Annotated in this window: 10 protein-coding genes and 1 pseudogene; 4 read left to right on the forward strand and 7 right to left on the reverse strand. The window is 73.1% G+C overall.

From position 1 onward, the window contains the following. The first annotated feature begins 15 nt into the window (after nt 1–15). Entirely contained in the window at nt 16–1,662 is a 1,647-nt protein-coding gene (locus AB0D66_RS26490; RefSeq protein ID WP_362308391.1) for a phospho-sugar mutase, read from the forward strand. Nucleotides 1,663–2,353: 691 nt separating this feature from the next. Here AB0D66_RS26490 and AB0D66_RS26495 read toward each other — a convergent pair. The 3 genes from AB0D66_RS26495 to afsQ1 are packed head-to-tail and all read right to left on the reverse strand — an operon-like array spanning nt 2,354 to nt 5,146. Beyond that, nucleotides 2,354–3,004 carry a hypothetical protein gene (locus AB0D66_RS26495; protein ID WP_362308394.1) on the reverse strand — a complete coding sequence of 217 codons (651 nt, stop codon included), beginning with the start codon at nt 3,002–3,004 and terminating at the stop codon, nt 2,354–2,356. Beyond that, the gene (locus tag AB0D66_RS26500) at nt 2,988–4,472 is read right to left on the reverse strand and encodes an ATP-binding protein (protein WP_362308397.1); all 1,485 of its coding nucleotides are present in this window, start codon (nt 4,470–4,472) and stop codon (nt 2,988–2,990) included. Before AB0D66_RS26500 ends, AB0D66_RS26495 begins: the two co-directional genes overlap by 17 nt. Continuing rightward, a complete protein-coding gene (gene afsQ1 / locus AB0D66_RS26505; RefSeq protein ID WP_063754818.1) occupies nt 4,469–5,146 on the reverse strand; it encodes a two-component system response regulator AfsQ1 in 678 nt (225 codons plus the stop codon). The genes AB0D66_RS26500 and afsQ1 overlap by 4 nt, the downstream gene beginning before the upstream one ends. A gap of 194 nt (nt 5,147–5,340) precedes the next feature. On the opposite strand from afsQ1, the gene AB0D66_RS26510 reads away from it, so the two are divergent. Next, nucleotides 5,341–6,036 carry a SigE family RNA polymerase sigma factor gene (locus AB0D66_RS26510; RefSeq protein ID WP_361753672.1) on the forward strand — a complete coding sequence of 232 codons (696 nt, stop codon included), beginning with the start codon at nt 5,341–5,343 and terminating at the stop codon, nt 6,034–6,036. A gap of 171 nt (nt 6,037–6,207) precedes the next feature. Here AB0D66_RS26510 and AB0D66_RS26515 read toward each other — a convergent pair whose 3' ends face one another. Beyond that, nucleotides 6,208–6,909, reverse strand: coding sequence for a uridine kinase (locus tag AB0D66_RS26515; protein WP_362308427.1), 702 nt, complete (start codon nt 6,907–6,909; stop codon nt 6,208–6,210). A gap of 53 nt (nt 6,910–6,962) precedes the next feature. Between AB0D66_RS26515 and AB0D66_RS26520 the strand changes: the two genes are divergently transcribed. Continuing rightward, nucleotides 6,963–7,307, forward strand: coding sequence for a hypothetical protein (locus tag AB0D66_RS26520; RefSeq protein WP_362308400.1), 345 nt, complete (start codon nt 6,963–6,965; stop codon nt 7,305–7,307). A gap of 132 nt (nt 7,308–7,439) precedes the next feature. On the opposite strand, the gene AB0D66_RS26525 is transcribed toward AB0D66_RS26520, so the two are convergent. Genes AB0D66_RS26525 through deoC form a run of 3 tightly spaced genes read right to left on the reverse strand, consistent with a single transcriptional unit; the run spans nt 7,440 to nt 10,760 of the window. Next, nucleotides 7,440–8,363 (reverse strand): aldehyde dehydrogenase family protein, encoded by a 924-nt coding sequence (locus AB0D66_RS26525; protein ID WP_362308403.1) that lies wholly within the window; start codon nt 8,361–8,363, stop codon nt 7,440–7,442. Next, complete coding sequence (locus AB0D66_RS26530; protein ID WP_362308406.1) at nt 8,356–9,792, reverse strand: aldehyde dehydrogenase family protein; 1,437 nt, start codon at nt 9,790–9,792, stop codon at nt 8,356–8,358. Before AB0D66_RS26530 ends, AB0D66_RS26525 begins: the two co-directional genes overlap by 8 nt. Before the next feature lie 5 nt (nt 9,793–9,797). Then, the gene (deoC, locus tag AB0D66_RS26535) at nt 9,798–10,760 is read right to left on the reverse strand and encodes a deoxyribose-phosphate aldolase (RefSeq protein WP_107489001.1); all 963 of its coding nucleotides are present in this window, start codon (nt 10,758–10,760) and stop codon (nt 9,798–9,800) included. Between the two features lie 254 nt (nt 10,761–11,014). On the opposite strand from deoC, the pseudogene AB0D66_RS26540 reads away from it, so the two are divergent. Then, nucleotides 11,015–11,641: pseudogene (locus tag AB0D66_RS26540) on the forward strand (hypothetical protein); the annotation flags it as partial.

Raw genomic sequence — 11,641 nt, forward strand, 5'->3', positions numbered from 1 at the left:
GACAAGGCGGAAGTAGTGCAGGAACAGGACGACCTGATCACCCGGGCGCAGGCCTGGCTGGCGGAGGACCCGGACCCGGAGACGGCGGCCGAGCTCGCCGGGCTCATCGAGGCCGGCGACACGGCGGAGCTCGCGGACCGGTTCTCCGGCACCCTGCAGTTCGGCACCGCCGGTCTGCGCGGCGAGATCGGCGCGGGCCCGATGCGGATGAACCGCTCGGTGGTCATCCGGGCCGCGGCGGGCCTCGCGGCCTACCTGAAGGCCCAGGGCCACGACGGCGGCCTGGTCGTCGTCGGCTACGACGCGCGGTACAAGTCGGCGGACTTCGCCCGCGACACCGCGGCCGTGATGACCGGCGCCGGGCTGCGCGCGGCCGTCCTGCCCCGACCGCTGCCGACGCCCGTCCTCGCGTACGCCATAAGGCACCTGGGCGCCGTCGCCGGCGTCGAGGTGACCGCGAGCCACAACCCTCCCCGGGACAACGGCTACAAGGTCTACCTCGGCGACGGCTCGCAGATCGTCTCCCCGGCGGACGCCGAGATCGCGGCGCAGATCGCCCGCGTCGAGACGCTCGCCTCCGTACCCCGCCCCGCGGACGGCTGGCTGCAGCTGGACGAGGAGGTCCTGGAGGCCTACCTGGCGCGTACGGACTCGGTCCTGACCCCCGGGTCCGCCCGCGGCGTGCGCAGCGTCTACACGGCCATGCACGGCGTCGGCAAGGACGTCGTCATGGCCGCCTTCGCCCGGCACGGCTTCCCGGAGCCGGTGCTCGTCGCCGAGCAGGCGGAGCCGGACCCGGCCTTCCCGACCGTGGCCTTCCCCAACCCGGAGGAGCCGGGCGCGATGGACCTGGCCTTCGCGAAGGCCGCCGAGGTCCGCCCGGACATCGTGATCGCCAACGACCCGGACGCCGACCGCTGCGCGGTGGCCGTCCCGGACGGCGGCGGCTGGCGGATGCTGCGCGGCGACGAGGTCGGCGCGCTGCTCGCGGCCCACCTCGTCGGCAAGGGCGCGCGGGGCGTCTTCGCCGAGTCCATCGTCTCCTCCAGCCTCCTGGGCCGGATCGCGCAGGCGGCGGGCGTGGGCTACGAGGAGACCCTGACGGGCTTCAAGTGGATCGCCCGCGTGGAGGGCCTGCGGTACGGCTACGAGGAGGCGCTCGGCTACTGCGTGGACCCCGAGGGCGTCCGCGACAAGGACGGCGTCACCGCAGCGCTGCTCGTGGCCGAGCTGGCCTCCGAGCTCAAGGAGCAGGGCCGCAGCCTGACCGACCTGCTGGACGACCTGGCGGTGGCCCACGGCCTGCACGCCACCGACCAGCTGTCGGTCCGCGTCTCGGACCTGTCGGTCATCGCCTCGGCCATGGCCGCGCTCCGCGCGGAGCCGCCGACCTCGCTGGCCGGCCTGCGGGTCGTCTCGGCGGAGGACCTGACGCGGGGCACGCAATCGCTGCCGCCGACGGACGGCCTGCGGTACTACCTCGACGGGGCGTACAAGGCCCGGGTGATCGTGCGGCCGTCGGGCACGGAGCCGAAGCTGAAGTGCTACCTGGAGGTCGTGGTGCCGGTGGCCGAGGCCGCCGGCCTGGCGTCGGCCCGCGCGCGCGGGCAGGAAGTCCTGGACGCGATCAAGAAGGACCTGGCGGTGGCGGCGGGCATCTGATGTTCCCCGCGCCGCTCGCACGGCGGCCCGGCCCGGGCGCTCTTCGGCTGCGCGCCGCCGCGCCGGGCTCCGTCCGGCGGCCTGCCGGCCCGTAGCGCCCGGATCCTCCCGATCGGCCCCCCGAGCTCCGGCCCGGGGGGCCGTCGCCGTCCGGCCCGCCGTCCGGCCCGCTGCGCGGAGCCCTCCCCCCACCCCGCCCCTTCCCGAAACCGGGTCTCAGCCCTGGCCCCCACACGGCGCTCCGCGCCCGCGCCTCAATCGCCGGCGGGGCTGAAACCGCCCTACGGGCGATCCATGGCGGAGCCCCAGCACCGGCGCCGCAGACAGCGCAGGCCGCTGCAGCCGTCTACCCGGCCACCCGACACACCCAGGCTTCCACAGGGCAACCCAGCCCCGCCGGCGATTGAGGCGCGGGGCCCGGGGCAGCGGCACCGCAGATCCGCACGACCGCAACCGCCCCCACCCACCCGACACAGCCGGGCCGCCACAGGGCAACCCAGCCCCGCCGGCGATTGAGGCGCAGGGCCCGGGGCAGCGCCCCAGCAGCGGCTCCACACGACCGCGACCACCCCCCACCCACCCGACACAGCCGGGCCGCCGCAGGGCAACCCCAGCCCCGCCGGCGTTTGAGGCGCGGGGCCTGGGGCAGCGCCCCAGCAGCGGCGTGGTGGGAGGGGGGCGGAGCCCAGGGTCAGCGGGGTGGGGCGCCCGCGGAGGCGGAAGGGCGGACGATCTCGCCCAGGGTCGGTACCGACTCCGGGCGGGAGCGGACCGCGTCCGTGCACTCCCACGCCCGCGGCGGATCCGCGTCCGGCCCGCCCATCACCACCGGCCCCGGCCCCGCCGACACCGCCTCGTTGCCCGCCAGCGTGCACACGATCTGCGACAGGGCCACCGGCGGCAGATCCTCCGGCTTGCGGCTCAACCGCACCGTGCCCGCCGGATCGCCCGGCCTCGGCGCTCCCGCGGTGAGCCCAGCCGGCACCCCGGTGGAGAACCCGGCGTCCCGCTCCTCCCCCGACGGCGCCTTCTCCAGCGCCTCCAGCAGCGCCTGCACGACCAGAGCCACGGGGTCCCGCTGCGTCCGCTTCTCCGGCACCGGCACCACGCGCTCCACGCCCACCAGCTGCGAGCCGCAGACCAGTTCCACCGTGGCCCGGAAGCCCTGCACACCGCCCTGCCCGCCCGGCTGCGCCGGGGTGTCGCACGACACCCGGGAGGGCGCGGCGCCCACGTCCACCGGCACGGTCGTCGCCCTGATCCCGCAGCCCGCGAGGGCCGGCAGGGCCAGCACGGCCAGCAGCGCCGATGCCGCCGGCAGCGCCTTACGCGTCCTGGTCACCCGCGATCACCTTCCCCACGTCCACCGGCAGCCGCAGCGTGAACAGCGCGCCGCCACCGGGCCCGTTGGCCGCGGTGATGTCACCGCCGTGGATGTGCGCGTTCTCCACGGCGATCGACAGGCCCAGCCCGCTCCCGTCCGACTTCGGCCGCGAGGCGCTCGCCTTGTAGAACCGGTCGAAGACGTGCGGCAGGACGTCCTGCGGGATGCCCGGCCCGTTGTCCTGCACCGCGATCACCAGCCACTCCCCCTCCACGACCACCCTGACCCGCACCGGCGAGCCGCCGTGCTTGAGGGCGTTGCCGATCAGGTTGGCGAGGATGACGTCGAGGCGGCGCGGGTCGAGCCGCGCCACGATGCCGCGCTCGGCGTCGAGTTCGACGGCGTCCAGCCAGGCGCGCGCGTCGATGCACGCCGTGACCTGGTCGGCGACGTCCACGTCGTCCAGCACCAGCCGGGCCGTTCCCGCGTCGAAGCGGGTGACCTCCATCAGGTTCTCCACCAGGTCGTTGAGGCGCCGCGTCTCGCTGACGACTAGCGCCACCGCCGGTGCGATCATCGGATCGAGGTCGTCGACCTCCTCCTCCAGCACCTCGGCGACCGCCGTCAACGCCGTCAGCGGCGTGCGCAGTTCGTGCGACATGTCCGCGACGAAGCGCCGGCTCGACTCCTCCCGCGCGCTCATGTCGGCGACCTTCTTCTCCAGCGCCTCCGCCGTCTTGTTGAACGTGTGGGAGAGGTCGGCCAGTTCGTCGGTCCCCGACACGTCGAGCCGGGTGTCCAGCTCGCCCTCGCCGAGCCGCCGCGCCGCGTCGCCCAACCGCTGCACGGGCTTGAGCACCGTACGGGCGGCGGCCTGCGCGAGCAGCGCGGAACCCAGCAGCGCCAGACCCGTCGCGATCGTCAGCGACCAGGCCAGCGCGTTCAGGTCGTCCCGCTCCTGCGCGAGGGACTTGTACATGTAGCCGGTGAGCCCGCCGCCGACGATCCGCGTCCCGCCGACCAGGTACGGATTGCCGCCGGGCTTCGTCCGCTGCCAGTACATGTGGTACTCGGAGTCGTTGGCCGCCGTCGTCTTCTGCCGGTCGTTGACCGCGTCCCGCAGGGACTTCGGTACGTCGCCCAGCCCGAAGGCGTCGGGACCCGCCGTCCCCGACACCTGGCCGTCCTTGCCCTCCTGGACCAGCAGCACGCTGTAGCCCGGGCTGCTGCCCGCCATCAGCTCCGCGGTGCGCTGGACCTCCTGCGCGGTCGGGTCGGCGGGCAGGGCCGCGGCCCGGTTCTGCATCTCCTGGCGGAAGTCGCCGAGGGCCGCGTCCTGGGTACGGGTGAGGACCGCCTCCCGGTTGAGCCAGTACGCGATCCCCGAAGCGGAGACCGCGGCCGTCAGCGCGACCAGGGCGAACACGATGAGGAGCCGCAGCCGCAGGCTGGTCCAGCGCCGGCCCGCGAGCAGCGCCGGGATCACTGCGGGGAGTCCAGGCGGTAGCCGACGCCGCGGACGGTCCGGATCAGGGTGGGCGAGGACGGCACGTCCTCGACCTTGGCGCGCAGCCGCTGCACGCAGGCGTCCACGAGCCGCGAGTCGCCGAGGTAGTCGTGCTCCCAGACGAGGCGGAGCAACTGCTGGCGGGAGAGCGCCTGTCCGGGACGGCGGCTCAGCTCCAGCAGCAGCCGCAGCTCGGTCGGGGTGAGCTGGAGGTCCTCGCCGTTCTTCGTCACCGTCATGGCGGCGCGGTCGATGACCAGGGAGCCGAAGCTCGCCGAGTCGCTGGACTCGCGCTCGCCGCGGCGCAGCACGGCGCGGATGCGGGCGTCGAGCACCCGCCCCTGCACGGGCTTGACCACGTAGTCGTCGGCACCGGACTCCAGGCCGACGACCACGTCGATGTCGTCGCTGCGCGCGGTGAGCAGGATGATCGGCAGCTGGTCGGTGCGGCGGATCCGCCGGCACACCTCGAAGCCGTCGATCCCGGGCAGCATCACGTCCAGCACGATCAGATCCGGCCGCTGCTCGCGCAGCAGTTTCAGGCCGTCCTCGCCCGTCGCCGCGGTGGCCACACGGTGGCCCTGGCGAGACAGGGAGAGTTCGAGGGCCGTGCGGATGGCGTCGTCGTCCTCGATCAGCAACAGGAAAGGCACGGGCTCATTCTGTCCCATCGGCAGTCGGGAGTACGACCGGCGGGGGCACCGGATCCCGGCCGGGTCGGACGGAGGCCGCTGTGACAGGCCTGTGACAGTCGGCGGACACCCCGGTTAAGTCGGCCGGGCAGGCTTCTACCAACAACCGAAGCACAGCAACGGACCGAAGCAGACTCCACGACGGGGGGCGCGAGATGAACACGCTGCACAGCACCACGACCAGCGCGGTTGTCACGCGGCTGCACGATGTGAACCGCCGGGCGGGTGTCCGTAACGTCGCGGTAGCCCGGCCCCGGCCGGCACACGTCGTAGCCATTGACGCGAAGCAGTACCAGGCGGTTCCCGCACAGCGCACCCCGTCCTCGACGTCCGAGGCGGAGTTCACGGCGTACGTCCAGGAGCGCCGGGCCGCCCTGTACGCGACGGCCTTCCACCTCACCGGCGACCGCCACGAGGCGGAGGACCTGCTGCAGAGCGCGCTGTTCTCCACGTACCGCGCCTGGGACCGGATCACCGACAAGGCGGCCGTGGGCGGGTACCTGCGCCGCACGATGACGAACCTGCACATCAGTGCGTGGCGCCGGCGGAAGCTGAACGAGTACCCGACGGAGGAGCTGCCGGAGACGGCCTCGGACACGGACGCGATGCGCGGTACGGAGCTGCGCGCGGTGCTGTGGCAGGCGCTGTCCCGGATCCCGGAGCCGCAGCGCACCATGCTGGTCCTGCGCTACTACGAGGGCCGCACGGACCCGGAGATCGCGGAGATCCTCGGAATCAGCGTCGGCACGGTGAAGTCGAGCATCTGGCGGTCGCTGCGGCGGCTGCGCGAGGACGAGGCGCTGAGCTTCGGCGCCGACGAGGCGGAGTCCTTCGAGGAGCTCGTCGCCTAGGCCCCGCGGGGCCGCGCGGACACCACACAAGCCAACGGGCCAGGGGGCCCGTCCCACGGGGGTGGGGCGGGGGCCGCGGGGGGAACAGGCGGGATCAGGCGGCCGGGGGTCCGCAGGGTCCCGCCTTTCCGCGTCCGCAGGTGCGGCAGCAGCCGGCGGGGCCGGACCTCGTCAGGCCGGGGCCGTGGCCGGGCGGTGGCGGCCCGCCGCGGCGGCGGCCAGGCGGCCGAGGGCCTCGTCACGGCCGCAGGCATGGGCTCCGAGCGCGGTGTGCCGCGCCACGATGCCCCGCTCGGCCCGCATCAGCCGGTAGCCCCTGCGCAGCAGGAACAGCACCGACTTGCGCCCCTCGCGCAGATCCCGCACCAGCCGCCGCCGGAACGTCGTCGACGGCCGCCCCCGCAGGCAGATCGCGTCGGCGAGCAGCCCCAGCTCCTGGCAGCGGGCGACGATGTCGGCCGCGAAGATGCCCTCCGCGATGAACAGCGGCGTGCGGGAGATGTCCAGCGCTTCCGTGCCGACCCGGGAGGACGTCGCGATGTCGTAGACGGGGACCTCCGTACGGCCCCCCGCGCACAGTTCCCCGATCGCCGCGACGGCGGTGTCCGCGTCCCAGGACAGCGGGGAGTCCCAGTCGATGTCCGAGCTGCCGTCGACCAGCGGAAGGGTCGGGTCGTCCGCCTCCTTGTAGAAGTCGTCCAGGCGCAGCACGGGAAGACCCGAACGGGCCGCCAGCGAGGACTTGCCGGAGCCCGAGGGCCCGGTCAGCAGCACGACGCGCGTCGGCAGGGGAGAAGAACAGCTCACGGGACACCAGTCTGAACCATTAATCCCTGTAGGGGACCCCTCCGGCGGCCGGTTGGTATCGAGGATCACACGTCAACTACGCTGCGTGCGCACGCGACTACGACCACAGGCGGGAACCCATGGCACGTCACGCAGCTCCGCACAGCTCCCCGTTGCGCACCGCAGGCCTCACCCTCTCGATGGCGGGCGCCGCGCTCGCGATGGCCGCGGGCGGCGCCCAGGCCGGTGAGCTCGACGTCCCGGCGGCGCTGGCCGGCGTCACCGACCCCCTCGCGAACCTCAAGGTGAACCCGCTCGCCCACACCGGCGTGGACCCGCTGGACAACGGCGTCGCCACCAAGGTCGCGGACTTCCCGGCCGTCGGCACCGGCAGGGTCACCGGCGTGCTCACGCAGGGGCCCTCCGTCGGCGAGCTGCCCGCCGCGGCCGTCTCCTCGCTGCTCGGACCGGTCCTGGACAAGTAGCGGCAGGGACCCGGGGACGGGCAGAGCCCCGCACGGGAACCCGTGCACGGCAAGGCCGCGCACGGGAAGGCCCCGCACGCGAAGGCCCCGGCAGCGCGGGGGACGCTGCCGGGGCCGGTTCACGGGGGTCTTCTAGTACGAGGACCCGCCCGAGCCCAGCGAACCCGTGGGGTGCCAGACCGTCTTGGTCTCCAGGAACGCCGTCATGCGCTGCGTGCCCGGGTCCGCGCTCCAGTCGTCCACAGGCTGTGGACGCAGGACGCGCTTGAGGTTGTCCGCCGCGGCGATCTCCAGCTCCTTGGCCAGCGCGGTGTCGGCGCCCGCCAGGTCGATCGCGTTGACGTCCTGGTGGGCGGCCAGGTGCGGGCCCATCTCGGCGGCCTTGCCGGACAGGATGTTGACCACGCCGCCGGGCAGGTCGGAGGTGGCCAGCACCTCGCCCAGGGACAGCGCGGGCAGCGGGGACTTCTCCGAGGCGATCACGACGGCGGTGTTGCCGGTGGCGATCACCGGGGCGATCACCGAGACCAGGCCCAGGAAGGACGAGGCCCGCGGGGCGACGACCGCGACGACGCCGGTCGGCTCGGGGGTGGAGAGGTTGAAGAACGGGCCCGCGACGGGGTTGGCCCCGCCGACGATCTGGCCGATCTTGTCGGTCCAGCCCGCGTACCAGACCCAGCGGTCGATGGCGGCGTCCACGACGGCGCCGGCCTTGGACTTGGACAGGCCCTCCGCCTCGCCGACCTCGCGGACGAACTGGTCGCGGCGGCCCTCGAGCATCTCGGCGATGCGGTAGAGGACCTGCCCGCGGTTGTAGGCGGTGGCGCCCGACCAGCCGCCGAAGGCCTTGCGGGCCGCGACGACCGCGTCACGCGCGTCCTTGCGGGAGGACAGCGGGGCGTTGGCCAGCCAGTTGCCCTTGCCCGCCGCCCCGGCGGCTGATGCCTTCGTGGTCACCTCGTACACCCGGCCGCTCTCGGAGCGGGGGAACTTGCCCCCGATGTACAGCTTGTAGGTCTTCTGGACACTGAGCCGCTGCTCAGACTTCTCAGACATCGAGGTAGCCCTCCAGGCCGTGGCGGCCGCCCTCGCGGCCGAAGCCCGACTCCTTGTAGCCGCCGAAGGGCGAGGTCGGGTCGAACTTGTTGAACGTGTTGGCCCAGACGACACCCGCGCGGAGCTTGCCCGCGACGGCGAGGATGCGCGAGCCCTTCTCCGTCCAGATGCCCGCGGACAGGCCGTACTGGCTGTTGTTGGCCTTGGCGACGGCCTCGTCGGGCGTGCGGAAGGTCAGCACGGACAGCACCGGGCCGAAGATCTCGTCGCGGGCGACGGTGTGCGCCTGGGTGACGTTCGTGAAGAGCGTCGGGGCGAACCAGTAGCCGGCGGACGGCAGCTCGCAGTCCGGGGACCAGCGCTCGGCGCCCTCGGCCTCGCCGGTCTCCGCGAGCGCGGTGATCCGGGCGAGCTGCTCGGCGGAGTTGATCGCGCCGATGTCGGTGTTCTTGTCGAGCGGGTCGCCCAGGCGCAGCGTGGAGAGGCGGCGCTTGAGGGAGTCCAGCAGCTCGTCGTGGATCGACTCCTGGACCAGGAGGCGGGATCCGGCGCAGCAGACCTGACCCTGGTTGAAGAAGATGCCGTTGACGATGCCCTCGACGGCCTGGTCGATCGGGGCGTCGTCGAAGACGATGTTGGCGCCCTTGCCGCCCAGCTCCAGGGTGACCTTCTTGTCGGTGCCGGCGACGTGGCGGGCGATCTTCTTGCCCACGGCCGTCGAGCCGGTGAAGGCGACCTTGTTCACGTCCGGGTGCTCGACGAGGGCCGCGCCCGCGTCGCCGTACCCGGTGAGGATGTTGACGACGCCCTTGGGCAGGCCGGCCTGGCGGCAGATGTCCGCGAAGAACAGCGCGGAGAGCGGGGTGGTCTCGGCGGGCTTGAGGACGACCGTGTTGCCGGTGGCGAGCGCCGGGGCGATCTTCCACGCGAGCATCAGGAGGGGGAAGTTCCACGGGATGACCTGGCCGGCCACGCCCAGCGGGCGCGGGTTCGCGCCGTAGCCCGCGTGGTCGAGCTTGTCGGCCCAGCCCGCGTAGTAGAAGAAGTGCGCGGCGACCAGCGGGAGGTCCGCGTCGCGGGTCTCCTTGATCGGCTTGCCGTTGTCCAGGGTCTCCAGGACGGCGAGCTCGCGGCTGCGCTCCTGGATGATCCGGGCGATGCGGAAGAGGTACTTGGCGCGCTCGGAGCCGGGCAGCGCGGACCACTTCTCGAAGGCCTTGCGGGCGGCCCTGACGGCGCGGTCCACATCGGCGGCGCCCGCCCGGGCGACCTCGGCGAGGACCTCTTCGGAGGACGGCGAGACGGTCTTGAAGACCTTGCCGTCGGCGGCGTCGGTGAACTCGCCGTCGATGAAGAGCCCGTAGGAGGGGGCGATGTCGACGACCGAGCGGGACTCGGGAGCCGGTGCGTACTCGAAAAGGGATGCCATGGTGATCAGTCCACCGTCACGTAGTCGGGACCGGAGTAACGGCCGGTGCTCAGCTTCTGGCGCTGCATCAGCAGGTCGTTGAGCAGGCTGGATGCGCCGAAGCGGAACCAGTGGTTGCTCAGCCAGTCCTCGCCCGCGGTCTCGTTGACCAGGACCAGGAACTTGATCGCGTCCTTGGTGGTCCGGATGCCGCCGGCCGGCTTCACGCCGATCTGGATTCCAGTCTGCGCCTTGAAGTCGCGGACGGCTTCGAGCATGAGGAGCGTGTTGGCCGGGGTCGCGTTGACGCCCACCTTGCCCGTCGACGTCTTGATGAAGTCGGCGCCCGCGAGCATGCCGATCCAGGAGGCGCGGCGGATGTTGTCGTACGTCGACAGCTCGCCGGTCTCGAAGATGACCTTGAGGCGGGCCGCGGTGCCGTCGGGGCGGACGCAGGCCTCCTTGACGGCCTTGATCAGCTCGTACGTGTCGAGGTAGCGGCCGGCGAGGAAGGCGCCACGGTCGATGACCATGTCGATCTCGTCGGCGCCGGCGGCGACGGCGTCACGGGTGTCGGCGAGCTTGACGGGCAGCGCGGCGCGGCCGGCCGGGAAGGCGGTCGCGACGGAGGCCACCTTGACGTCGGCGCCGTTCAGGGCGGCCTTCGCGGTGGCCACCATGTCGGGGTACACGCAGACCGCGGCGGTCATGGGCGTGCTGCGGTCGGTCGGGTCGGGGTTGACGGCCTTGGCGGAGAGCGCCCTGACCTTGCCCGGGGTGTCCGCACCCTCGAGCGTCGTCAGGTCGATCATCGAGATGGCCAGATCGATGGCGTACGCCTTGGCCGTCGTCTTGATCGAGCGGGTGCCGAGGGAGGCCGCGCGGGCCTCCAGTCCGACTGCGTCGACGCCGGGCAGCCCGTGCAGGAAGCGGCGCAGCGCACTGTCGGACGTCGTCACGTCAGCGAATGCGGTGAGGGTGGTGGGCATGGTCACCACATGAGCATATCTACGCGCGTAGCGACCTGTCACCCCCTCCCCCGGAATCGGCGGGTTCCGGTGCGGAATCGACACCTCCGGCCGCTGTTACGCGGCCATGACAGGAGCCGGATCGTCCAGTCGTACAAGATCCATAGATTTCTCTTCAGCAGCCCGCCACACCTGACCCGGTGAACCAGACCGAACAGACTCGACGCGGAGTGCGACTCTCCTCCACCCTCCTCACGCCCGCTTCAGGAGTCGTCATGCGTTCCGCCCTCCGCACCTCGATCGTCACCGCCGCCCTCGCCGGCATGCTCCTGGCTCCCGCCGCGACCGCCCTCGCCGCACCCGCCGCACCCGCCGCGCAGAGCGCCGCCGCGTCGGCGGTGACCGTGCCCGGGGCCGCGAGCACCCCGGGCGACGAGCGCTACGGCGGCGAGGTCGTCCTCGTGGGCGAGGGCCGGATCGCGGTGCTGCGCAACAGGTCCGAGGGCCCCGAGGTCTGGATCCGCGCCGTCGCCGCCGACTGGAAGCCGGCCGACGGCTGGGCGGGACGCGTCCTGGCGACGCTCGACACCTCCGCCGCCCGCGCGGTGGTCGACGGCGTCGAGTACACCCTCTCCAAGACCGCCGACGGCCGCTACGCACTCAATGTCCACGTCCAGGGCGAGGGCGCCTCGAACGGCTTCCACCTGCTGCCGCGGCACACCGCGGCCCCGGCCGAGGACGAGACGGCCGCCCCGAAGCCCGCCGCGTCGCCGGCCGTCGCCCCCGCCCCGAAGGCCCAGACCGCGGGACAGACCTCGGTCGTGCCCAGGGGCGCGGTCGCCGCGGGCGCCGAGATCCCCGCCGCCGACGCCGCCGTGGCGGGGGCCCCGCCCGCCGGGGCC

It is taken from the genome of Streptomyces sp. NPDC048270, assembly GCF_040652335.1.
GTDB lineage: Bacteria > Actinomycetota > Actinomycetes > Streptomycetales > Streptomycetaceae > Streptomyces.

Coding starts and splice junctions, on each gene's coding strand:
- AB0D66_RS26510 (WP_361753672.1), top strand. CDS start 5,341: ATGAACACGCTGCACAGCACCACGACCAGCGCGGTTGTCACGCGGCTG.
- AB0D66_RS26520 (WP_362308400.1), top strand. CDS start 6,963: ATGGCACGTCACGCAGCTCCGCACAGCTCCCCGTTGCGCACCGCAGGC.
- AB0D66_RS26525 (WP_362308403.1), bottom strand. CDS start 8,363: ATGTCTGAGAAGTCTGAGCAGCGGCTCAGTGTCCAGAAGACCTACAAG.
- AB0D66_RS26530 (WP_362308406.1), bottom strand. CDS start 9,792: ATGGCATCCCTTTTCGAGTACGCACCGGCTCCCGAGTCCCGCTCGGTC.
- deoC (WP_107489001.1), bottom strand. CDS start 10,760: ATGCCCACCACCCTCACCGCATTCGCTGACGTGACGACGTCCGACAGT.